19 protein-coding genes, 1 rRNA gene and 1 pseudogene are annotated in these 24000 nt (G+C 62.7%); 13 read left to right on the forward strand and 8 right to left on the reverse strand.

Annotated features, from left to right (window positions below):
• The 11 genes and pseudogenes from rrf to L6D64_RS27095 form a co-directional block, all read left to right on the forward strand.
• Positions 1 to 77 (forward strand): 5S ribosomal RNA (rrf, locus tag L6D64_RS28675); the annotation flags it as partial.
• Between the two features lie 290 nt (positions 78 to 367).
• Entirely contained in the window at positions 368 to 2011 is a 1644-nt protein-coding gene (locus L6D64_RS27050; protein WP_176509814.1) for an acetolactate synthase large subunit, read from the forward strand.
• Positions 2012 to 2453: 442 nt separating this feature from the next.
• Positions 2454 to 2882: pseudogene (locus tag L6D64_RS27055) on the forward strand (FAD-dependent oxidoreductase); the annotation flags it as partial.
• 152 nt (positions 2883 to 3034) lie between these two features.
• Positions 3035 to 3931: a nitrilase family protein gene (locus tag L6D64_RS27060; protein ID WP_176509813.1), complete on the forward strand. Its 897-nt coding sequence runs from the start codon at positions 3035 to 3037 to the stop codon at positions 3929 to 3931.
• A 9-nt stretch (positions 3932 to 3940) separates the two neighbouring features.
• On the forward strand, positions 3941 to 5095 hold the full coding sequence (locus L6D64_RS27065) for a hypothetical protein (RefSeq protein WP_176509812.1): 1155 nt from the start codon (positions 3941 to 3943) through the stop codon (positions 5093 to 5095).
• On the forward strand, positions 5092 to 6081 hold the full coding sequence (locus L6D64_RS27070) for an asparaginase (protein WP_176509811.1): 990 nt from the start codon (positions 5092 to 5094) through the stop codon (positions 6079 to 6081). The genes L6D64_RS27065 and L6D64_RS27070 overlap by 4 nt, the downstream gene beginning before the upstream one ends.
• Positions 6082 to 6171: 90 nt before the next feature.
• Positions 6172 to 6726: a UPF0149 family protein gene (locus L6D64_RS27075; protein WP_176509810.1), complete on the forward strand. Its 555-nt coding sequence runs from the start codon at positions 6172 to 6174 to the stop codon at positions 6724 to 6726.
• A gap of 124 nt (positions 6727 to 6850) precedes the next feature.
• Positions 6851 to 7474, forward strand: coding sequence for a glutathione S-transferase family protein (locus L6D64_RS27080; protein WP_176509809.1), 624 nt, complete (start codon positions 6851 to 6853; stop codon positions 7472 to 7474).
• A gap of 28 nt (positions 7475 to 7502) precedes the next feature.
• Positions 7503 to 9515: a pyridoxamine 5'-phosphate oxidase family protein gene (locus L6D64_RS27085; protein WP_176509808.1), complete on the forward strand. Its 2013-nt coding sequence runs from the start codon at positions 7503 to 7505 to the stop codon at positions 9513 to 9515.
• A 174-nt stretch (positions 9516 to 9689) separates the two neighbouring features.
• Entirely contained in the window at positions 9690 to 10586 is an 897-nt protein-coding gene (locus tag L6D64_RS27090; RefSeq protein WP_176509807.1) for a LysR family transcriptional regulator, read from the forward strand.
• 196 nt (positions 10587 to 10782) lie between these two features.
• A complete protein-coding gene (locus L6D64_RS27095) occupies positions 10783 to 12078 on the forward strand; it encodes an MFS transporter (RefSeq protein WP_176509806.1) in 1296 nt (431 codons plus the stop codon).
• Positions 12079 to 12122: 44 nt separating this feature from the next.
• On the opposite strand, the gene L6D64_RS27100 is transcribed toward L6D64_RS27095, so the two are convergent.
• The 8 genes from L6D64_RS27100 to L6D64_RS27135 all read right to left on the reverse strand — a co-directional run bounded on the left by L6D64_RS27100 (position 12123) and on the right by L6D64_RS27135 (position 20113).
• The gene (locus tag L6D64_RS27100) at positions 12123 to 12992 is read right to left on the reverse strand and encodes an aldose 1-epimerase (RefSeq protein WP_176509805.1); all 870 of its coding nucleotides are present in this window, start codon (positions 12990 to 12992) and stop codon (positions 12123 to 12125) included.
• Positions 12992 to 13912, reverse strand: coding sequence for an EamA family transporter (locus tag L6D64_RS27105; RefSeq protein WP_176509804.1), 921 nt, complete (start codon positions 13910 to 13912; stop codon positions 12992 to 12994). The genes L6D64_RS27100 and L6D64_RS27105 overlap by 1 nt, the downstream gene beginning before the upstream one ends.
• A gap of 57 nt (positions 13913 to 13969) precedes the next feature.
• Positions 13970 to 15250, reverse strand: a complete 1281-nt coding sequence (locus L6D64_RS27110; protein WP_176509803.1) for a TRAP transporter large permease — start codon at positions 15248 to 15250, stop codon at positions 13970 to 13972.
• The gene (locus tag L6D64_RS27115) at positions 15251 to 15778 is read right to left on the reverse strand and encodes a TRAP transporter small permease (protein ID WP_176509802.1); all 528 of its coding nucleotides are present in this window, start codon (positions 15776 to 15778) and stop codon (positions 15251 to 15253) included.
• Between the two features lie 68 nt (positions 15779 to 15846).
• Positions 15847 to 16818 (reverse strand): TRAP transporter substrate-binding protein, encoded by a 972-nt coding sequence (locus L6D64_RS27120; protein WP_176509801.1) that lies wholly within the window; start codon positions 16816 to 16818, stop codon positions 15847 to 15849.
• 74 nt (positions 16819 to 16892) lie between these two features.
• Entirely contained in the window at positions 16893 to 17768 is an 876-nt protein-coding gene (locus tag L6D64_RS27125) for a glucurono-1,5-lactonase (protein WP_176509800.1), read from the reverse strand.
• Positions 17769 to 17793: 25 nt separating this feature from the next.
• Positions 17794 to 18600, reverse strand: a complete 807-nt coding sequence (locus tag L6D64_RS27130) for an NAD-dependent epimerase/dehydratase family protein (protein WP_176509799.1) — start codon at positions 18598 to 18600, stop codon at positions 17794 to 17796.
• A gap of 268 nt (positions 18601 to 18868) precedes the next feature.
• A complete protein-coding gene (locus tag L6D64_RS27135) occupies positions 18869 to 20113 on the reverse strand; it encodes an OprD family porin (protein ID WP_176509798.1) in 1245 nt (414 codons plus the stop codon).
• 310 nt (positions 20114 to 20423) lie between these two features.
• Here L6D64_RS27135 and L6D64_RS27140 point away from each other — a divergent pair, with 310 nt between their 5' ends.
• Entirely contained in the window at positions 20424 to 22805 is a 2382-nt protein-coding gene (locus L6D64_RS27140) for a glucose/quinate/shikimate family membrane-bound PQQ-dependent dehydrogenase (protein ID WP_176509797.1), read from the forward strand.
• A gap of 226 nt (positions 22806 to 23031) precedes the next feature.
• Entirely contained in the window at positions 23032 to 24000 is a 969-nt protein-coding gene (locus L6D64_RS27145) for a 2-dehydro-3-deoxygalactonokinase (RefSeq protein WP_176509796.1), read from the forward strand.

Here is a 24000-nt window from a genome sequence, read left to right on the forward strand (position 1 = left end):
CCGAACTCAGTAGTGAAACGATGCATCGCCGATGGTAGTGTGGGGTTTCCCCATGTGAGAGTAGGTCATCGTCAAGATTCATTTCGCAAAACCCCTATCTGCACATGCAGGTAGGGGTTTTGTCTTTTCCGTCCTCCGGCAATGCGGCGCTATGACGCTGCAGCCAAATGTCTTTTGTCTGTATCCTCCTATCTGTGCCGTCTGTACGGTGCGACAATATTTCTCGCAAATTAACGTGACTTGTTTGCGCTTAAGCTGCGTCAAGACTTAAGTTCGGGGCAATCCTGGCCCCCGAACCGAGCGATGCCAGCGTACCGTGCTGCGCATTTCTGGACTTTCCGTCCTATCACTTGAGGTTACAAGCAAGATGGCCAAGGCCGCCGATGTCGTTGTGCAATGCCTGGAAAACGAAGGTGTCGAGTATGTGTTCGGCATTCCTGGTGAGGAAAACCTCGACCTGCTGGAATCCCTGCGCAAGTCGAAGATCAAGCTGGTACTGACCCGCCACGAGCAGTCCGCGGGCTTCATGGCTGCCACCTATGGTCGCCTGACCGGCAAGACTGGCGTCAGCCTGTCGACCCTGGGCCCTGGTGCAACCAACCTGGTAACCGCCAGTGCATACGCCTACCTGGGCGGCATGCCGATGATGATGATCACCGGCCAGAAGCCGATCAAGAAGTCCAAGCAGGGCCGCTTCCAGATCATTGACGTGTGCGGCATGATGGACCCCATCACCAAGTACACTCACCAGTTCGCCTCGGCCGACAACATCCCGGCCCGTATGCGCGAAGCGTTCCGCCTGGCTGAAGAAGAAAAGCCGGGCGCTGTGCACCTGGAGCTGCCGGAAGACATCGCCGCCGAGCAGACCGACGCCCTGCCGATCCCGCGCAGCCTGCACCGTCGCCCGCTGGCCGAGCACGTGGCCATCGAAGCCGCTGTAGAGAAACTGCAGAAGGCCCGCAGCCCGATCCTGGTGATCGGCGCCGGCGCCAACCGCAAGATGACTGCCAAGGTCCTCAAGCAGCTGATCGACAAGACCGGTATCCCGTTCATCACCACCCAGATGGGTAAAGGTGTGGTCGACGAGCGCCACCCGCGCTTCCTGGGCAACGCTGCGCTGTCGTCCGGTGACTTCGTCCACCGTGCCATTGAAGCCGCCGACCTGATCATCAACATCGGCCACGACGTGATCGAGAAGCCGCCATTCTTCATGGTCCGTGGTGGCACCGAAGTCATCCACATCAGCTTCCGCTCCGCCGAAGTCGATGCCGTGTACTTCCCGCAGGTCGAAGTGATCGGCGACATCGCCAACGCCGTGTGGCAGATCAGCGAAGCACTGAACGACACCGCGCACTGGGACTTCACCCGTCTGATGGCGATTCGTGAAGCCAACGAAGCGCAGATCGCCGAAGGTGCCGACGACAACCGCTTCCCGGTCTACCCGCAGCGTCTGGTCGCCGACATCCGTCGCGTGCTGCCGTCCGAAGGCATCGTGGCCCTGGACAACGGCATCTACAAGATCTGGTTCGCCCGTAACTACAAGGCGCACAAGCCGAACACCGTACTGCTCGACAACGCCCTGGCGACCATGGGCGCAGGCCTGCCATCGGCCATGGCTTCGCACCTGGTGTACCCGGATCGCCCGGTGATCTCGGTGTGCGGCGACGGCGGCTTCATGATGAACAGCCAGGAGCTGGAAACTGCGGTCCGTCTGGGCATGCACATCACCGTGGTGATCCTGCGTGACGATGGCTACGGCATGATCCGCTGGAAGCAGGCCAACATGGGCTTCACCGATTTCGGCCTCGACTACGGCAACCCGGACTTCGTCAAATACGCCGAAGCCTATGGTGCCAATGGTCACCGCGTCGAAAGCGCCGAGGCCTTGCTGCCACTGCTCGAGCACTGCATCAAGACCCCTGGCGTGCACGTCATCGACTGCCCGGTCGACTACAGCGAGAACGACCGCATCCTCAACAGCGAACTGCGTGAGCGTGCGCTGGCGGTATAAGGCTTAACGGCCTGTTCGCGGCGGTTCGCGCCCCGATGAACCCGCTCCCCCAAGGGCTGCGGATTCATCGGGACGGCGAACCGCCGCGAATGCTTTCTGGTACTAGCTATACACCGCTCTGCGCTGCATTCGACCCCTCATGCTCATGCTCCCTCATCGAGAGCACGAGACAATGACTATCGGATCGTCGCACAACCACCCCGCCGACTTGGCCATAGAGCCGCAAGACCCCATTCAGCCTTGGGCTGCCCGCTTCCCCAATCCGCCTGACCTGTGTTTCGACTATCGCCGTTTGGTCGAGCAGGAGGGAGGAATTGCTCGTGCCACAAGGCGCGAACAGCGCATTTGCATAGTAGGTGCCGGTATTACTTTCTGCGGTGCGGCTTCACGCGTATGACGCTGATCGAGCAATCCCAACGTGTGGCAGGCCGTCACCTGACGGTATACCTGGGAGGATGATGCGACAAAACTGGCGTCATTTTCAGATAGCGAACTGGCCGATAAATGCATCAAGGAACTCGACAGGATCATGTTGCGCTGCAGCAATATCGGAGAGGCCATTTCGCCTTACATCGATACCCGAAACATCCGCATACAGCGTTGGATGACAGACCGAAATGCATTGGGATGTGCGAAGTTGTACCGTGCGGGCACCTACTATGATGCTGTCAGCCTGATGAAGTACAACCGTGACCTGAGCAGCGCGTCGGGGCTCTATCTGGCCGGTGAGTCCTTCTCTGTAGATGCCGGCTGGACAGAGCCTTGTCTTCGCACGGCTATCGATGCGGTCATCAATCTTTGCAATCACACTTCTGCTCAGTTTAGAGGCGGCTTCGAGTTAGCGCACTATCCGCATTATCACGTGCGGTAAGTGCTAGAAATCCAAGCGCATATGTAGGACAACTCTTACATTCTGATTCGCCCTTTCCTTCAAGCTCCGTGGGAGTCTCCTGACTGTTACTCCCCGGGCAACTCCCGCTCTACTGGCGTCCTTCCACAACAACCAAAACCAAGGAAGCCGCCATGCCTGCAGATCGCAAACCGGTAAGTCCCGTTCGTGTCGCTGTCATCCAGTACGACCCACAGGTGGGCCTGGAGCACACGGATGGCAACGTCAGCAAAGGATTGGCGCTTGCCCAACGCGCAGTCAGAGAGGGGGCAAATCTGATTGTGCTGCCTGAGTTGGCCAACACCGGATATACCTTCCATTCTCGGGCCGAGGCCTACGCGCATGCCGAGTCCCTGGAAGATGGCCCCAGCCTGCTGGCCTGGGAAACGTTCGCTCAGGAGCAGCAGGTCTATCTCGCAGCAGGCTTCGCCGAGCGCGATGGGCTCAAGCTGTACGACAGTGCCGTGCTGTTTGGCCCCGAAGGCCGGCTTGGGCATTACCGCAAGGCACACCTGTGGGATCAGGAGAAGTTGTGGTTTACCCCGGGAAATCTCGGCTTCCCGGTATTCGAAACGCCAATAGGTCGCATCGGCCTGCTGATCTGTTGGGACATCTGGTTTCCGGAAGTGCCGAGGGTGATGGCCAGCCAAGGCGCCGATATCATCTGCAGCCTGAATAACTGGGTGTGGACACCGCCGCCCCTGTTCGATACGGCGGGACGCTGCATGGCGTCGTACCTGACCATGACCGCTGCCCACGTCAACAACCTGTATATCGCAGCGGCCAATCGTATCGGCAATGAGCGAGGCGGTTGCTTCCTTGGCTGTTCGCTGATCGCGGGCACCGATGGCTGGCCGATTGGAGAGGTCGCCGGTGCCGAAGAGGAATGCATCGTCTACGCCGATGTCGATCTGAGTGCAGCACGCTCGGCGCCTGTCTGGAACAGCCTCAACGACCTGCCGCGCGATCGTCGTACCGATTTGTACGATGCCACGCTGGGCTATCGCCTGCATCCAGCGATGCCGCGTTGAGGAGGGCGTATGGAACAGACACTTCCTGCCGCTCGGCAGCGTATGCCTTTACTGACGATGCTGGCTCTGTTGACGTTGCTGGTAGCCAGTTTGGCGTTGGACGAGTGGCCAGACTACACAACGTTGGCTGCTTCGCTGGAGCAGCCATTGAGCCGGCTGCGTTGGATCGTCGGAGATATCAGCGAAGTCGCTTTCTACAAACATGAACTACCGGCGCTGGGCCTGCTTCTGGGCGCCAGCCTGGCCCATTGGGCCCATGTGCAGGGGTATCGCTGGCAGGGTTTCGCCATCTGCTACGGCAGTGGCCTGTGGCCTTGGTTGTTTGCCAGCTCACTGCTCGGGCTGGTGCTCAGCCATATGCTTTGGGGCTGGACATTGGCCAGTGGTACCTGGCAACCCACCTTTGTGGCTTTCGTCTCTCTGCCAGCTGCCCTGGTGCTGCTATTCGGGGGTGGCTGGCGGGTTACCCTCAACGGTGCGCTACTGGGCGCGGTGTTGGTAACGCCAGCGAGCCTCTTGTTAGTCAACTACGTGTGCTATCCATTGCAACTGCCGGTGGTGATCGGCAACGTGAGCGGCATGGCGTTGGCGAGCCTGTTGGCATTTGGCTTGTGCAAGCGCTTTCCTGTGCTGGTGCGCGACGGCATATGCCCTCGCATGCCGCAGGCCACCACTGGCAAACCCGATTACGGCGTAGTGTGGGTATTGCGCCGGGTACTTGCCGATTTCAGCGAAGCGCCGTTCTTCGGCAATGAATTGGCCAGCCTCGGCCTATTGTCTGGGGCACTGCTCGCCCATGCATTGGCACCTTCGGCCCCCGCCTATGGATGCCAGCTGTTACTACCGATGATCGCGGGCCAGGCATTGGCCTCGCTACTCGGCGTGCTGCTGTGGCGGCGCCAGTGGCGCGAGCGCGGGTGGTATCCGACCTATATTCCCATCGTGTCGATTGTGCCGGCGTCGCTGCTGACGCTGGGCGCAAGCTGGCAGGTGGTGGTCGGCAGTGCCACCTTGGGAGCGCTGTTCTCGCCACCGCTGGCGGCAGCAATCAGCCAGCGCCTGCCGGGTTACGTGCACGGATACATCGGCAATGTGGTGTCCATGGCCGTATGTACAGCCGGCATCGTATCGGTACTGGGACTGGTCGTGGGGGCCGAAGCATGAACGACAAAAGTTGCTTGTCTCGTTTGTCGTTAGGGTGCCTGGGGGGAACGGTCAGCATGCAGGCAGGGCTGCCTGGTAACGGTGTGGCGCCGCGGCTGGGTGGGGACGAGTTGTTGGCGTCAGTACCGCAATTAGCGGCGCTCGCCGAGATCAGCACCGTCACGCTTGGTCTGTTACCCAGCGCATCGCTGACATTCCGGATCCTGCTCGACGTGCTGGCCTGGGCGCGTGGCGAGGTGGAGCGCGGAGCACAGGCGGTGGTGCTGACTCAGGGGACGGACACACTTGAGGAATCAGCTTACTTCCTCGATTTGCTCTGGCCTTTCGATATCCCGCTGGTCATGACCGGAGCCATGCGCTCCGCCAGTCAGCCGGGTAATGATGGGCCGGCCAACCTGATGGCTGCAGTGCAGGTGGCGCTGGCAAGCGAGAGTCATGGTCGTGGTGTGCTGGTGGTGCTCAATGATCAGATTCACCTGGCAGCCCATGTCCGCAAGACTGCCAGCCTTGCGATGGCTGCCTTCGAGTCGCCCGGCTGGGGCATTCATGGCAGCGTGGCGGAAGGGCAGGTGATCTATCGCAGCCCTCCGGCACCGCGCAAGGTTTTACCGCTGCCGAAACATTGCGGGCAGCGTGTCGCCTTGCTCGATGCTTGCCTGGATGCAGACCACGCATTACTGCAGGCCATCCCGTCGCTTGGCTACGAGGGCCTTGTCGTTGCTGGGTTCGGTGCGGGCCATGTATCCCTTGCCTGGTCTGAGACACTGGCGCGGATTGCCCAGGACATGCCAGTCATCGTGGCGACGCGCACCGGTTGTGGGCCGACAGCAAGGGCCACTTACGGCTTTGTCGGTGCGGAAATCGACCTGCAAAGCAAGGGCATGCACATGGCTGGCAGTCTCTGCCCGCGCAAATGTCGGATATTGCTATGGCTCTTGATTGGCCTGGATAACCAGGCGGCATTGCCGGGTTGGTTGGCAAGCTAGGGAAAATGCCCGCCGCAGCGAAGCGGCGGGCTAACTGGGAGCAGTCCTGTGTTAGGGTTCACGCATCTTTGCTTTCCAGGACGTTTACTCATGCTCCCTCCACTCAGCGAAAAAGAACTCGCCCGCCTCGAAGACTTGCTGATCACCTACGGCAACGACTATTCGGTGCTCAACCTGGCCGAGCTCAACGGCTTTTTCACCGCCCTGGCCAGCTCGCCGGTCGATGTGCTGCCCGAGCAATGGTTGCCCACCGTCGCTGGCGGCAAGGTGCCGAAGTTCAAGAAACCCGCCCATGAAGAGGCCTACACCGCCTTGATGCTGCGCTATGCCTACCAGATTGCCGAGCAACTGGCGCAGGACCTCGAAAGCTTCGAACCGTTGTTCGAACAGAGCGAGGCCGAGGAAGGGCCAGCGATCATCATGGAAGAGTGGTGCTTCGGTTACATGCGCGGCACGCAGGTGGCGGGTTGGGGGGAGCTGCCGCCAGAGCATGAGCAGTTGCTCAAGGCGATTTCGCTGCACGGGCTGGAAGACAACTTCGAATTGCTCGATGCCATGAGTTTCGATGAGTTGCAGGCTTGCGTGCCGCACGTGGTCGAGGCAGTGCGCGGCCTGTATCGCTATCAGAAGCAGTCGCGGCACTGACCGGCCTATTATTCCGCTAGGCGAAATTATGGTTTGCTCCTTGCGCTGATTCTGCTGCCGGTCGGATCAGTGCAGGATGGGCTCCACCTGGCATCACCCCGATGCCGGCCCAGGAGCCCAGCCCATGATCAAGCTTTACAACTTCCCCAAGTCCGGCCACGCCCACCGCATCGAGCTGATGCTGTCGCTGCTCGGCCTGCCTGCCGAACTGGTGTTCGTCGACCTGGCCAAAGGTGCGCACAAGCAGCCGGAGTTCCTCGCCCTCAATCCGTTTGGCCAGGTACCGGTGATCGATGACAACGGCACCGTGATCGCCGATTCCAATGCCATTCTCGTGTACCTGGCCAGCACCTACGACAAGGCGGGCAAGTGGTTGCCCCATGACCCGGTCAAAGCGGCACGCGTGCAGCGCTGGCTGTCGGTTGCAGCCGGGCCGTTGGCCTTCGGCCCTGCAGCCGCCCGCCTGGTGACCGTGTTCGGCGCTTCGTTCAACACCGACGAAGTCATTGCGCGCGCGCACACCTTGCTCAAGGTGATGGACGCCGAGCTGGCCAAGTCGGCGTTCCTCGCCGGCAGCGAGCCGACCATCGCCGACGTCGCCAACTATTCCTACATTGCCCACGCCCCCGAGGGCAATGTCTCGCTGGAACCCTATCCCAACGTGCGTGCCTGGCTGGCCCGGATAGAAGCATTGCCTGGCTTCGTCGCCATGCCGCGCACGGCCATTGGCTTGCAGACCAGTATCTGAGCCGCTACTCCACACGAGGACTGCCGCCATGCAGCAACTTCCCAGCCATCGCACTTCGCCCTGGCATGCCGGCGAGAAGCGCCTGCAAGAACAGGTCGGTGTTTCGGAGCGTATGGAAGTGTTCGGGCAGAAAGTCATCCGCGACTACATGCCCGACCAGCACCGCGCGTTCTACCAGCAACTGCCATTTATCGTTGCCGGTGCTGTAGACCAGGGCGGCAAGCCTTGGGCGACGCTGCTCGAAGGCCCGGCAGGCTTCGTCAGCTCGCCTGACCCACGGCAATTGCTGATCGACTGCCACCCGGCCAGCGACGACCCGGCAGCGCCGGGGCTGGCTGCTGGCGAGGCCATCGGCCTGCTGGGCATCGAATTGCATACGCGCCGGCGTAACCGCATCAACGGGCTGATCGCTCAGGGCGCAAGTGGTGCGCTGCAGGTGCGGGTCGAGCAGTCTTTCGGCAATTGCCCGCAGTACATCCAATTGCGCCAATACACCCGTGTCGATGAACCGCCACAAGGGCGGATCGATGCGCGAGGGCTGGACGCAACGACCGCCCAGATGATCGCAAACGCGGACACGTTCTTCGTCGCCAGTTACATCGACCACGCCGACGGGCACCGTTCGGTGGACGTCTCGCACCGTGGCGGCCGCCCCGGCTTCGTTCGGGTCGAAGGCAACCGCCTGAGCATTCCAGACTATGCCGGCAACCTGCATTTCAACACCCTTGGCAACCTGCTGGAAAACCCGGTGGCCGGGCTGTTGTTCGTCGACTTCAGCAGTGGTGATGTGCTGCAAGTGACCGGACGCACCGAGGTGATACTCGACAGCCCGCTGATCACGGTATTCGAAGGCGCCGAGCGGTTATGGACACTGGACATCGAGCAGGTGGTCCTGCGCCGAGCGGCGGTGAGTTTGCGCTGGGCCTTCGAGGAGTATGCGCCAACCAGCTTGATGACCGGCACCTGGGCCGAGGCGCAGCAGCGGCTTCAGCAGCGTGAGCGGCAACGCCAGTGGCTGACCTGGCGGGTGGCGCGGGTGGAGCAGGAGAGTCGAGACATTCGCTCGTTCTATCTAGCCGCGGATGAGCCGGTGACGTTCTCGCCCGGCCAGCATATTCCCGTGCGTATCCCGCTGGGGGCCGATGCGCCGCTGATTCGCACCTACAGCCTGTCTTGCGCGCCGTCCGATGGCTACCTGCGGATCAGCGTCAAGGCGCAGGGCCCGGCGTCGCGCTTTCTGCATGAGCGTGTCAGGGCAGGGGATAGGCTGGAAGTACGCCTGCCGATGGGCAGCTTCACCCTGGACAGCGCCAGCAACAGGCCTGTGGTGCTGATCGGTGCGGGCGTGGGCATCACACCGCTGATCGCCATGCTGCGCGAGCTGTTGGCGAACGGGCAGGCGCGCCGCATCCATTTGTTCCACGGCGCCCGCAGCCTGAGTGATCTGCCGTTCCAGCAGGAACTGGCCGAACTGCGTCAGCGAGCCGGCCCTGGCTTGAGCGTGCATCGTTCGTTGAGCCAGCCTGAGGCCGAAGCCGTGCAAGAGCGTGACTTCGAACACGTCGGGCGACTGGGCATCGAGCAGGTGAAGGGCGCGCTGGCACTGGATGATTACGACTTCTACCTGTGTGGGCCGGCCAGCTTCACCCAGGACCTCTATGAGGGATTGCGCGGCGTACACGTGCCGGATGCCCGCATTCATGCCGAAGCCTTCGGGCCATCGACACTGCGCCGGCATGGCGACGACCAGCGCCCCACGCTGCAGCAGCCGCCGGCTGCCAGCGAGCCGGTACCCGTGTACTTCGCCAGCTCCGCCAAGGAGGCACGTTGGGCGCCGGGGGCTGGTACCTTGCTGGAGCTGGCCGAGGCGCGCGGGCTGTCACCGGAGTTCAGTTGCCGGGGTGGGTCTTGCGGGACGTGCAAGACCAAGGTGGTGAGTGGGCAGGTGCATTACCCGAATCCGCCCGCCGAGATGCCGGAGGAGGGCACTGCGCTGATCTGTTGTGCGGTACCGGCCCAGGCGTTGGTGCTGGAGTTATGAGGTTGTCTGTACCGGCCTTTTCGCGGGGCAAGCCCGCTCCCACAGGATTACCTTTGAGTCGAACATCATGGTAACTCTGTGGGAGCGGGCTTGCCCCACGAAGAGGCCGGAACAGGCAGCACAAATTGCCCAGATAATTGATAATCCCCGCACCCGCGATGCCCAGGAGCGCGCATGGACCAGATTCACCTGATGAAGGTGTTCATCGCAGTCGGTGAGCTGGAAAGCTTCGCCGCTGCCGCCCGCCGCCTGGACATCTCGCCGGCCGCCGTCACCCGTGCCGTCAGCGCCCTCGAAGAGCAGATCGGGGTCAAGCTGCTGCTGCGCACCACCCGCAGCGTGCGGCTGACCGAGGCGGGCGGCCGTTACCTGGAAGACACCCGGCACATTCTCGCCAGCATCCATGAAGCCAACGAAGCTGCGGCCGGGATCAACGCCACGCCCAAGGGTGAACTGGCGATCACCGCGCCGATCCTGTTCGGCAAGAAGTTCGTCATGCCTTGCATCGTGCGCTACCTGCAGCAATACCCCGAGGTCGATGTGTCGGCATACTTCCTCGACCGCGTGGTGAACATGGTCGAGGAGGGCATGGACGTGGCCGTGCGCATCGGGCCGCTGCCTGACTCCGGCCTCAAGGCGCTGCGCGTGGGCCGGGTGCGGCGGATGCTGTGCGCATCGCCCGACTACCTTGCCCGCTGGGGCGAGCCGCAGCACCCGTCGGATTTGCTGGAGCATGCGGTGATCGCCACTACCACCCTCTCGCCGCGCGCCGGCTGGCGCTTCGGCCTAGCCGACGAACCGACCCTGGTACGCATGAAGCCGAGGCTGACAGTCACCAGCAACGATGGCGCGATCGCTGCGGCAGTGGATGGACTGGGCGTCGCCCGGCTGTTGTCGTATCAGGTGGTCGATGAGCTGGCCAGCGGCAAGCTGAAGGTCATTCTTGCCGATTACGAGGAGGCCCCCTGGCCGATCCATATCTTGCATCGAGAGAGCAAGTACGGCTCAGCCAAGGTGCGTTCGTTCATCGACATGCTGGCGCAGGATTTGCGAGCCCGTCACCTTGATTGACCATACGAGATCGTACAACGAGGTTGGATAATCAGAGGATCGCTGCGATTTTATCCGTTTTACGGGTCGTTGATAATTGTTGTTGTACGATGACCTATGACATGGCACTCTTCACCTGAAACAATTTGTCTCATTTCGCCCTGCCGGCGCATGAGGCAGATCACCCGTCACTCTAAAAACAAGATTCAGGTGAACCATGAAGATCAAAGGCATCCGTTGGTGGATGGTCAGCCTTGTCACGGCCGGGCTCGTCGTCAACTACCTCGCCCGCAACACCCTCTCGGTGGCAGCTCCCACCCTGATGACCGACCTTTCCATCACCACCGAGCAGTACGCCAAGATCGTCGCGACCTGGCAGATGTGTTACGCCCTCATGCAGCCGATTGCTGGCTGGCTCATCGATTTCATCGGCACCAAGCTGGGCTTTGCCGTCTTCGCCTTGGCCTGGTCGCTGGCCTGTGCGGGGGCCGCCCTGGCCAGCGGTTGGCAAAGCATGGCGTTGCTGCGCGGGTTGCTGGGCATGACCGAGGCGGCCGGCTTGCCGGCCGGGGTCAAGGCCACCACCGAATGGTTCCCGGCCAAGGAGCGCTCGGTCGCCATCGGCTGGTTCAACATCGGCTCGTCCTTGGGCGCATTGCTGGCGCCATCGCTGGTGGTATGGGCGATCCTGCACAGTGGCTGGCAGCTGGCATTCGTCATCGTTGGCGCGTCCGGTGTGCTGTGGACCCTGCTGTGGATGCTGCTGTACAAGCATCCGCGTGATCAGCAGCGCCTGAGTGACGCCGAGCGTGACTACATCCTCAGCGGCCAGGAAGCCCACTTCAAAGCCGAGCAGCGTGAAAAGGGCGCGTGGAAGCGCATCTTCAAGACCCGCAACTTCTACGCGATCGCCTCGGCACGCATTCTTTCCGAGCCGGCCTGGCAGACCTTCAACGCCTGGATCCCGCTGTACCTGATGACCGAGCGGCACATGAACATCAAGGAAGTGGCGATGTTCGCCTGGCTGCCGTTCCTGGCTGCCGACATCGGCTGCGTGCTTGGGGGCTACCTGAGCCCACTGTTCCATCGTTACTTCAAGGTGTCGCTGTTCACCTCACGCAAGATGGTGCTGGTATTCGGCGCCAGCTGCATGATCGGCCCGGCCTGTATCGGTTTGGTCGAAAGCCCGTACACGGCGATCCTGCTGCTGTGCATTGGCGGCTTTGCCCACCAGACCTTGTCGGGGGCGCTGTATTCGATCACCTCGGATTCGTTCAGCAAGGACCAGGTGGCGACGGCGACCGGCATGGGCGGGATGTGTGGTTACCTGGGCGCGGCGCTGTTTACCCTGGTGTTCGGCATCCTGGTTACGCAAATTGGCTACAGCCCACTGTTCGTGGTGCTGGCGGCATTCGATATCGTGGCGGCAGTGCTGGTATGGAAGGTCGCGCGCGAGGTGAATGGGGCTGCTTCGCCACAGCCCTTGGCAACCTCGTCCGAGGCACTGGCGTAAGGCTTGAAGTCCTGGGGCTGTAAAGCAGCCCCAATCCCGGCCAGTCACATTGGCTGATAGTGCATCCTCAATCCCAGGCTGATCGATTCCCCCTGCTGCAACAGTCTCAATCCTGGTCGCCCTGGCAAGTGATGGGCATTGATCGGGTGGCTCACTGGCTCGAAGCAGAAGAATGGCTGCTCGTACGGGCAGAACAACAGAAAATGATCTGCGCCGCTGGCGCTGCATAGCAGCCGATACCCCGCGCCCGGCTGCTCGATCACGCAGTGGCCGGGCCATTCGCTGAAGGCATGGTCCACCACCGTGGCTGGCAGCGTCCGTGCGCGGGCGAAGTTCCAGTGATCAGGTACCGCGGCTTGCCGTGACGGCAACGCACCGTTCTCCGCCAGCCAAACGGAGCGCGCCTGCGCCTGCAATCGCGTATCAGGATGGCGTGGAAAGTAAGGATGCAGCCCGAGGCCATACCAGCTAGCCGCCGAATCCAGATGCGTGGCCTGCAGGTCGATGGCAAGGCAGCCCTCTTGCAGGTGCACATCCAGTGTCGCCCGGTAGGCAAACGGTAGTGTGCTGTCGAGGCTCAGACGGGCGTGGTGCTCGCTGTGCTGCGCCACCTGCCAGGGCTGCTGCCAGGCACTGCCGTGGATCGGGTAGGGATCGTGCCCGGTGTTCGGTGCCAGGGCCAGCCAGCCATCGGGACGCTGGAAGCCGCCCTCGGCGATACGGTTGGACCAGGGGACCAAGGGGTAGCAGCCCAGGCGCCGCGGGCTGCCGCTGGCCAGGGCGGCCGCGTCGGCAGGACGCAGCAACGCCTGGCCGGTGGCGCTGGCCTGCCAGTTGACCAGGCTGGCGCCCAGCTCAGGGGCGATGCTCAGGCGGGTCAGCGGGTCTTGCAGGTGCAGCAGGGGGACGCTCATCAGGGCCTCCGGTAGGTCAGCAGGACGATGCCGCACACCACCACGGCACCGCCAATCAATTGCAAGCCACTGAGTTGCTGGCCGAGCAACGCCCAGCCCAACAACAGGGTAGCGATGGGCTCTACGTTCATCACCGGAGCGTTCTGCGCCATGTTCAGCCTCGGCACACAGACGAACAGCAAGGTGAAGGCCACGCCATACAGCACTAACAGGCTGGCCAGTGCCACCCAGCCGGTGGTGCTGCCCGGCAGCGACAAGCCGGCAGGCATCACGCCGCTGATACCCGCGGCCAGCATGCTGGTGAACACGATCAGCAAAGTCAGCAGGCTGCGCACCGGGCCGCGTACGGTGGCCAGCTTGTGGTCGGTGATCCACAGGGCGCAGGCAAACACGCAGGCGGCGCAGAACGCCAAGCCCACACCCAGGCTCCAGTGTGGACTGGCATCGCCACCGTCGGCCAGCCGTGCCGGTACATCCAGCGCCAGTACCAGGCCACACAGGATCAGCCCCATGAACAACAGCGTGCGTCTACCCGGGCGGGTCCCCCCCAGTGCCCAGGTCAGCAACGCCAGGAGCATGGGAAAGGTATTGCCCACCAGCAGCGCCAGGGCCACCGGAATGCGCGCCACTGCCGAATACAGGCAGAGGCTCTGGGTTGCAATCAGCAGGCCCAACAGCACTTGCCAGCGCCGTGTGCCGGCAGGCAGGCCGAGCGGCTGGCGTTGCCACAGCACCAGGCTGGCCAGCACCAGGAACGTGATACCCGAGCGGCAGAGAATGGCCAGCAGCACCCCGGTGTCGTTGTCGAAGGCGATGCGGGCGGCGATGTGGTTGCCGGCGAACGAGCAGGCCAGCAGGGCCAGAAGGGCGATGGCGAGGTTACGGGGAAAGAGCGGTGCAGCAGAAGAAGAGACAGCCATGTGCACGATCCGTTTGCATGAGAGCCCGGGGCCGCAAAGCGGCCCCGGTGACTGGAACTACAGGACGACGCTCGGCAGCCACAGCGAGATGGCCGGAATGTAGGTCACCGCCATCAGCACCAGGAACAACGCCAGGTAAAACGGCAGCAACGCCTTCACCGTGGCCTCGATGCTGACCTTGCCAATCGCTGACCCGACGAACAGCACCGCACCCACCGGCGGAGTGATTAGCCCGATCCCCAGGTTGACCAGCATGATCATGCCGAAGTGCACCGGGTCCACGCCGATACCGGTAATCACCGGCAGCAGGATCGGCGTGAGGATCATGATCAGCGGTGCCATGTCCATCACCGTGCCCAGCAGCAGGAGCATGAAGTTGATGCACATCAGGATCACGTAGCGGTTATCCGACAGGGTCAGGAACGCCGTGGTGATCTTCGACGGGATCTGCATCAGGGTCATCACATAGCCGAAGCTCGCGGCGAAGCCGATCAGGATCATCACGATCGAGATGGTGCGTACTGTGCGGTGCATCAGCTTGGGCAGGTCGCGCCACTTGTAGTCGCGATAGATGAACATGGTCACGAAGAACGACCACACCACCGCCACCGCAGCCGACTCGGTCGCGGTGAACACGCCCGACAGGATGCCGCCAAGGATGATCACCATGGCCATCAGGCCCCACAGGGCTTCACCGGCAATCTTCAGCGCCTGGCGCAGCGGGATCACCTCGCCCTTGGGGTAGTTGCGCTTCTTGGCGAAGATCAGGCACAGGCCCATCATCACTGCGCTCAGCAGCAGCCCGGGCATCACCCCGGCCATGAACAGCGAAGCGATCGACACCGTTCCCCCAGCTGCCAGCGAGTACAGCACCGAGTTGTGGCTCGGCGGCGTCAGCAGCGCCTGCACCGAGCCGCTCACGGTCACGGCTGTGGAGAATTCACGCGGGTAGCCCTTGCGCTCCATTTCCGGGATCAGCACCGAGCCCACCGATGCGGTATCCGCCACCGACGAGCCGGAGATGGCTCCGAAGAAGGTCGACGCGGTGATGTTCACCAACGAAAGTCCCCCGCGCACGAAGCCCACCAGCACCCCGGCGAACGCTACCAGGCGCCGTGACATGCCGCCTTCGGCCATGATCGCACCGGCCAGTACGAAGAATGGAATGGCCAGCAGCGAAAACTTGTTAACACCACTGGCGACCTGGATCATCATCGCCTGCAACGGGATGTCGATGTACCAGGCGCCGATCAGTGCCGACAGGCCCAGGGCGTAGGCCACCGGCATGCCCAGCAGGATCAGCGCGATGAAACTGCCCAACAGAATGAACGCATCCATTTACGCCGCCCCCTCGTGTTCTTCAACCAGGTCGAAGCGCACCACCTTGCGCTGGCTCTGGTCGCCCAGCAGAAGTTTCTCCAGCACGAAGATCAGCGTCAGCACGCCGCCGACCGGGATCGGCGCGTAGCTCATGCCCACCCGCACGCCGGGCAGCGAGGCCATGTACTGGTTCCAGGTGGTGACGCACAGCTTGTAGCCGTACCAGGTCATGAACACGCAGACCCCCACCATCAACAGTTGAGTGAACACCGCCACCAGCCGACGCAGCGGTTGCGGCAGGCGGTCGGTGATCATCGCCACCGCCATGTGCGCGCCGGCGCGGTAGCTGGCCGCGGCGCCGATGAAGGTGAACAGCACCATCAGCAGGATCGACACCGGCTCCGGCCAGCTGGACCCGGTACCCAGCACGTAGCGGGCAAAGATGCCCCACGGGATGATCAGCGACATGGTCAGGATCGACAGGCCGGCGATCCAGATGCAGGTGCGGTACAGCGTGTCGTTGACGCTCAGGAAAAGCATTTTCATAGGCATCACCAGAGCGGCAGGGCGACGGGCGTCGCACTGCCGAGGTCATCTTGGGAGGAGGGCCGGGGTTACTGGACCGCGTCGATACGCTTCATCAGGTCGGCATATTGCGCACCGTACTTCTCGCGCACCGGGGCGGTGGCGTCGTAGAACGGCTTGGTGTCGACGGCGATGAACTCGACACCGGCGGCCTTGAGCTTCTCTTCGCTGGCGGCGGACTTGGCGTCCCACAGTGCGCGTTCTTCCATCTGCGCTTCACGGGCAACCTTCTTCACCAGCACCTGCTGCTCAGGCGTGAGCCTGTTCCAGGTGGTCTTGGACATCACCACCGGCTCCGGCAGGATCAGGTGATTGGTCAGGGTAAAGTACTTGGCGCTCTGGTAGTGGTTGTGTTCGAGCAGGGTCGGCGGGTTGTTCTCGGCGCCGTCGATCACCCCGGTCTGCAGCGCGCTGAAGATTTCGCCGGTGTCCATGGCGATGCCATTGCCACCCATGGCGTTCATCATGTCGATGAACAGCGGGTTGCCCTGCACGCGGATTTTCATGCCCTTGAGGTCTTCGAGGCTGCGCACCGGCTTCTTGGTGTAGAGGCTGCGTGAGCCGCCATCCATCCAGGCCAGGGCCACCAGGTTGAATTCGGAGTTGGTGATCTTGTCGAGGATCTCCTGGCCGATTTCACCGTCGATGATCTTGCGCATGTGCTCATGGTCACGGAACACGAACGGCATGTTGAACACGTTCACGTCCGGCACCACCGGGCCGACGATACCGAGGCTGACGCGGGTCATCTGCACGGCACCGATCTGCGCCTGCTCGATCACTTCCTTTTCCGAACCCAGCACGCCGCCGGCGAACATCTTGAAGGTGATTTCGCCATTGCTGGCCTGTTCGAGCTTCTTGCCCATGTTCTGTTCGGCGACCACGGTCGGGTAGCCGGCCGGGTGGATCTCGGCGAACTTGATGTCGAGTGCCGAGGCCGGCAGTGACAGGCTGAACGCGAATGGGAGTACGGCAAGAAGCAGCTTGCGTTTGAAGGTCATGGTGAAACTCCGTGGTTTTTATTATCTGGTTTCGCGCGCGAGTGTCGGGTGCTGCGGTGTTGCATGGGCCGCGCTCAGCCGCGCCAGGCAGGTTCCTCCAGGCCTTGGACGCCGGGGCGCAGGGCAAATACGCCACCGGCCAGGGGCTGGTCGCTGAGGTCACTGCCTGCAGGGCGGATCGAGGTGACGAACAGGGTGTCGAGGTTGGCCCCGCCGAAGGCGCACATCGCCGGTTTTTTTACCGGCACGCTGAGCGAGCGGTCGAGCCGCCCGTCGGGGGTGAACCGGTGGATCTGCCCGGCGTCGTTGCCGCAGATCCAGTAGCAGCCGTCGGCATCGATGGCGGCGCCGTCGGGGCGGCCGGGGAAGGCGCGCATGTCGACGAACAGCCGCTGGTTGTGCGGGGTGCCGCTGTCGGTGTCGTAGTCGAACGTCCAGATCTTCTGCACGTCGGGATGCGAGTCGGACAGGTACATGCGCGTGCCGTCCGGGCTGAAGGCCAGGCCGTTGGGCACGATCATGTCCTTGAGCTGCTGGTGCAACCGGCCCTCGCCATCGAGCCGGTACAGCGTGCCGACATGGGCGCCTTGCTGCATGTCCATCAACATGCTGCCGGCCCAGAACCGGCCCTGGCGGTCGCAGCGGCCATCGTTGAAACGCATGCCGTGTTGCGGGTGTTCGACTGCGGCGAACCGGTGGCTGTCGAGGCGGCCGTCGGCCTGGGCCTGCAGCTGGAAGATGCCGCTTTCCATGCCAGCGACCCAGCCCCGTTCGGTGCGGGCGATACAGGCGAGCATCTCGTCACCCTGCCAGACCTGATGGGCGCCGTCCTGCCAGCGGTGCAACTGACGGGACGGGATATCGACCCAATACAGGGCCTGTTCGCCGGGGTGCCATACAGGGCTTTCACCGGTGCCATTGCGGGCGTCGACGATCAGTTCGCAGTGCATGCTGGAGCCTCCTGGCAGGGGGGTGTCAGCTGAACGGGCCGGCAGCGACGAAGGCGCCACCCTGGTAGACCATGCTCGGGTCGTCGGCGGCGGGCGCTGGTTTGGCCTCGACTGCGGCGCGGAACACTTCCGAGGTGTCCTTGGGTTGGTAGCCCAGGTGCGCAGCATGGCGGTTGTCCCACCAGACGGTGCGGTTGTCTGAGGCGCCGTAGACCACGGTGTGGCCGACATCGGCGGTGAACAGGCCGCGCTTGATCAGCTGGGTGAGGTCGTCGTAGCTCAGCCAGGTGCTGAGCATGCGTAAATTCTGTGGCTCGTCGAACGAGGAGCCGATGCGGATGCTGACGGTCTCGATGCCGTAGCGGTCGTAGTAGAAGCTGGCGACATCCTCGCCGTAGCACTTGGACAGGCCGTAGTAGCTGTCGGGGCGGCGCAGGGCATGGGCGTCGATCGTCTGGTCCTGACGATAGAAGCCAATCACATGGTTGGAGCTGGCGAAGATGATGCGCTTGACCCCGTGCTTGCGTGCGGCTTCGTAGATGTGGAAAACACCGCAGATATTGGGGCCGAGGATGTCCTCGAAGGCGTGCTCGGTGGACACGCCCCCGAAGTGGACGATAGCGTCGACGCCTTCGACCAGGGCATGAACCGCGGCCTTGTCGGCCAAGTCGCAAGGGACGACTTCTTCATGGGGGCCAGTGGCAGGGGCCATCGGCGCGATATCGGAAAGGCGCAGGACTTCGGCGAAGCCGGTGAGGCGTTGGCGAAGCACCTTGCCCAGGCCGCCTGCGGCTCCGGTGAGCAGCAGGCGCTTGAAGGGGGTGGTGGTCATGGCGGCTCTACTTGTGATTGTTGTAAGTTGTCGTATGACTAGGCTGATTATCGGCAGCGCTTCCCGAGGTTGTCAATGATGTTTGCCTGGGATTCTGAGGCCTCATCGCGGCTAAAGCCGCTCCTACAGGAACAGTTGCCTTCAGGTGTCGCGCGGTCCCTGTAGGCGCGGCTTTAGCCGCTACAGGAACAGCGTTGCCTTCAGGTGTCGCGCGGTCTCTGTAGGAGCGGCTTTAGCCGCGAACACGGGCGAAGCCCGTGCCATGCGATCACAGCAGCGACAGTGGATAGTTGAAGATCAACCGGTTCTCATCGAATTCGTTGTTGCTGTAGTCGCGACGAATGCTCGAGTTGCGCCATTTCACACTCAAATCCTTGAACGGCCCGCTCTGGATCACATAGGCCAGTTCCGACTCGCGGACCCATTCCTTGCCATCGGTCACCGACCCGGTGTGCACGTCGCGGCCACTGATATAGCGGTTCATCAAGGTCAGCCCGGGCACCCCGAGCGTCACGAAGTTGAAGTCATGGCGCACCTGCCACGAGCGCTCTTCGGCATTGTCGAAGCTGGAGTTGTAGCTGTCGTTGGCCAAGGTCCCGCCGCTGGTGCCATTGACCCGCATCCAGGTATCGCCATCGACTTTCTGCAGCCCGATCCAGAAGGTGTTGCCGCCGTATCTGGCCGAGAACATCCCCGAATAGGTCTTGTTGTCCAGCTTGCCGGCACGTTCCGAGCCGTCCTCGCCACCGCGGAAGTAGCCCAGGTTGGCGCCGAGGGTCCAGCCGCCCAGCGCCTGGCTGTGGCTCAGTTGCAGGTATTGCTGCGCGTAGACGTCCTTGAGCACCGCGTTCCATAGCCCGACCAGGGTGCGGTTCTGGTTGAACGTGTATTCGCCACCGACAAAGTTGAAGCGGTCCGATACGCCGGCGCCGTAGCTCATGTCTTCCATGCTCGCATCGTTGCGCGGGCTGTTGCCGCGGAACTGGCCGCCATACAGGGTCAGCCCGGCAATTTCGCTGGAGGTTACCTGGCCGCCGCGGAAGGTCTGCGGCAGTGAGCGACCATCGTCAGAGCGCAAAATCGGCAGCACCGGCATCCACTCGCCGATCTTCAGTTCGGTCTTGGAAATACGCGCTTTGCCCGCTACTGCCAGGCGCCCGTAGTCATCCGCCGGCTTGCCATCGTCATGGCGTGGCAGTAGCGCCGTGCCGTAGGTGCCGCCACCGCCATCGAGCTTCAGCGACCACAGCCCCAGCACATCCGCGCCAAACCCCACCGGCCCCTCGGTGAAGCCGGAACGGGCGTCGAGAATGAAGCTTTGGGTCCATTCTTCAGCTTTGCTCTGTGGATTGCCGGGGTTGGTGAAGTTACGGTTGATGTAGAAGTTACGCAGGCCCAACACGGCCTTGCTGTCTTCGACGAAGCCCTGCGCGAGGCTGATGCCCGGCATGCCGCCGAGCAGGCTGGCGCCGAGTAGCGCACAGGGAAGGGATGTCTGGCAGATTTTCGACATGGGGTGGGTCCGCTGTTGTTTTTGTTATGTGTTGTCGTACAACTTCGGCGTTTTTTATCAAGCGGGAAATCCACTGTCAACGTCGAAAATCGCAATGAATTAGCGCAGTCAAGTGAAACATCGCCAGCGAGCGCTCTAGATCGAGGTGCAGATAACGCTATGGTCATACTATGACGTGGGCGAATATTGTTGCATTTGCGGCAACGGAGTGACTTTGCCGCGACGGTTAGTCGCAGAATCATTTCGTAATACTATTCTTCGCTGCTGAAGGGCTAATCGATTCAGTCCAATGGAAACGGAGAATTCACCCATGAGCACAACCCGTGCTTCGCAACCCTCACCCTTGCTGCCCAGGCTGCTAGGCGTGCTCTTTCTGCTGATGGGCCTGGCCCTGGTGGCCGGTGGCATCAAGCTGATGGGCCTCGGCGGCTCGCTGTACTACCTGTTGGCCGGCATCGGCTTGCTGATCACCGCTGGTTTGCTGCTGGCCGTGCGGCGCGAGGCGCTGAGCGTATATGGCATCGTGTTGCTGCTGAGCACGCTGTGGTCAGTCATGGAGGTAGGCCTGGACTGGTGGCAACTGGTACCACGCCTGGCGCTCTGGTTCGTCCTTGGCCTGGTCTTGCTGTTGCCTTGGCTGCGCAGGCCGCTGACCCTCGGTCAGCCTTACCTGCTGGGCAATGGCGTGCTGGGTCTGGCGGTGGTTGTGGCCGGGCTTATGGCCTTGGCCAGCCAGTTCACCAGCCCCAATACCCTCGTCGGCCGCCTCGACCGGGAAACCGCAGGCACCACCAGTGCCGCACCGCAAATGCCTGAGGGGGATTGGCAATCCTATGGCCGCACTGAATTTGGCGACCGCTATTCGCCACTCAAGCAAATCACCCCGGAGAACGTCGGCAAGCTCAAGCTGGCCTGGACCTACCGCACCGGCGACATCCCCGGTCCCAATGACCCGGGCGAGACAACGGCGGAAAACACCCCGCTCAAGGTCAACGGCAAGCTCTACGTGTGCACCCCGCACAGTCAGGTGATCGCCCTGGACCCGGACAGCGGCAAGGAACTCTGGCGCTTCGACCCCAAGCTCAGTACCCAGAACGCCGCCAACTTCAAGGGTTGGGCGCACATGACCTGCCGCGGCGTAGCCTACTACGACACGGCCAGGTCGCAGGCCAGCCCGGTTGACGGGCAAGCCTGTGCCAAGCGCGTCTATGTGCCTACCGCCGACACCCGCCTGATCGCCCTGGATGCCGACACCGGCAAGCAGTGCGAAGGCTTTGGCGACCATGGCCAGATCGACCTGACCCGCAATATCGGCAGCTTCGCCCCCGGTGGCTACTACTCCACCTCGCCACCCACCGTGGCCGGTGGCCTGCTGGTGCTCGGCGGCCATGTCACCGACAACGTCTCCACCGACGAGCCGTCCGGTGTGGTGCGCGCCTACGACGCGATTACCGGCAAGCTGGTATGGAACTGGGACAGCGGCAAGCCCGACGCCACCACGCCAATCGCCGACGGCGAGTTCTACACCCGCAACTCGCCGAACGTGTGGTCGGTGATCAGCGCCGACGAAAAGCTTGGCCTGCTGTACCTGCCCATGGGCAACCAGATGCCCGACCAGTGGGGGGGCAACCGCACGCCGGAGGCCGAGAAGTTCAGTGCCGGCCTGGTGGCCCTGGACATCGCCACCGGCAAGGTGCGCTGGAACTACCAGTTCACCCACCACGACCTGTGGGACATGGACGTCGGCGGCCAGCCGAGCCTGATCGACATAAAGACTGCCGAAGGGGTGAAGCCTGCGGTCATGGCGTCGACCAAGCAGGGCAGCATCTACGTGCTCGACCGCAGCAATGGCCAGCCGCTGGTGCCGATTCACGAAACGCCAGTGCCGCAAGGCGCGGTGGAAGGCGACCACACCTCGCCGACCCAGCCGATGTCCGAACTCAACTTCATGCCGCCGACCCTGCACGAGCGCGACATGTGGGGCGTGACGCCGTTCGACCAGATGCTTTGCCGCATCGACTTCCGTTCGCTGCGCTATGAAGGCATCTACACCCCGCCGTCGCTGCAGGGCTCGCTGGTGTATCCGGGCAACTTCGGGGTGTTCGACTGGGGTGGCATTGCCGTCGACCCGGTGCGCCAGATCGCCTTCGTCAACCCCAGCTACATGGCCTTCAAGTCACAGCTGGTGCCAGCGTCCAAGATTGCCGGGCAGCCGGCGCGCAAGAGCGAGACCGAAGGCATTCAGCCGAACAAGGGGGCGCCGTATGGTGTGATCATGAGCGCTTTCCTGTCGCCGATGGGGCTGCCGTGCCAGGCACCGTCATGGGGCTATGTGGCGGCCGTGGACCTGACCACGCACAAGGTGATCTGGAAGCACAAGAACGGCACTGTGCGGGACAGCTCGCCAGTACCGATCCCGCTGACCATGGGCGTACCGAGCCTGGGCGGGGCCTTCACCACCGCCAGCGGCCTGGCGTTCCTCAGCGGCACCCTCGACCAGTACCTGCGTGCCTATGACGTACGCGATGGCAAGGTGCTCTGGGAAGGGCGGTTGCCGGCAGGGGCGCAGACCACACCGATGACCTACACCGGCAAGGACGGGCGCCAGTATGTGCTGGTGATGGCCGGCGGGCATGGCTCGCTGGGGACCAGGCAAGGGGACTATGTGATGGCGTTTGCCTTGCCTGAATAACCCTTCGAGATCCATTCGCGGGTAAACCCGCTCCCACAGGTACTGCATCTCCCTCCCATGGCAGTGCAGATCCCTGTGGGAGCGGGTTTACCCGCGAATTGGCCCTGTATCATCGTCAATTCAATAAAATCCCTATATATGGGATAACATTTTACATATTGGAATTTCCAGTTCTCCAGGTTTATAGTCGCCCTCACTCACTGCCAAAAACAGAACAGGTGAAGCGATGCAGGCGCAATTGATCGCGCTCGACTGGGGAACCACCTCCCTTCGTGCTTACAAACTCGCCGCCAACGGCCAGGTGCTGCAGGTGCGCGCGCTGCCCAGCGGCGTCATGCAACTGCCCAAGGCCCCACGCCTGATCAACGGCCAACTCTGCAGCGACGGTTTCGAACTGGCCTTCGATGAGGCCTGTGGCGACTGGCTCGACGTCGAGCCCGGCCTGCCGGTCATCGCCTGCGGCATGGTCGGCAGTGCCCAGGGCTGGCGCGAAGCGGCCTACCGCGACACCCCGGCCAACGTCGCCAGCCTCGGCGCCTCCCTGCAAACGGTACGCAGCCTGCGCGGTGTCGACGTGCACATCGTGCCCGGCGTGATCCAGCGTTCTCGCCTGCCCAACGTCATGCGTGGCGAAGAGACCCAGGTGCTTGGCGCACTGCCCAGCGTGACCACGGATGACCTGCTGATCGGCCTGCCCGGCAGCCATTCGAAGTGGGTGCAGGTTGTCGAGGGCTGCATCGTCCAGTTCGACACCTTCATGACCGGCGAAGTATTCGCCGTGCTCAGCGAGCACAGCATCCTCGGCCGCACGCAGCAGCGCGGCGCAGCATTCGATGCAGCGGCTTTCGACCACGGCGTGCAGGTTGCGCTCTCCAGCGACGGCGAGATCGGCCCGCTGTCCACCGTGTTCAGCGCCCGCAGCCTGGGCCTGACCGGTGAACTGAGTGCCAGCGCCCAGGCCGATTACCTCTCCGGCCTGCTGATCGGCCATGAGCTGTCAGCCCTGGCCAAGGTGCAACGTCAGCGACGCAACAGCGTGCACCTGCCAGCGATTTTGCTGATCGGCAACGGCCCGCTTTGCATCCGTTATGGCCGCGCCCTGCAGGCGTGCGGCTTCAGCCACGTGGGCGTTGCCGAACAGGCCACCGAGCGCGGCTTGTGGCAGCTGGCGCTTGCCGCCGGCCTCATCCACTGA

The organism is Pseudomonas urethralis (assembly GCF_021602465.1).
In the GTDB taxonomy this organism is placed as follows: domain Bacteria; phylum Pseudomonadota; class Gammaproteobacteria; order Pseudomonadales; family Pseudomonadaceae; genus Aquipseudomonas; species Aquipseudomonas vlassakiae.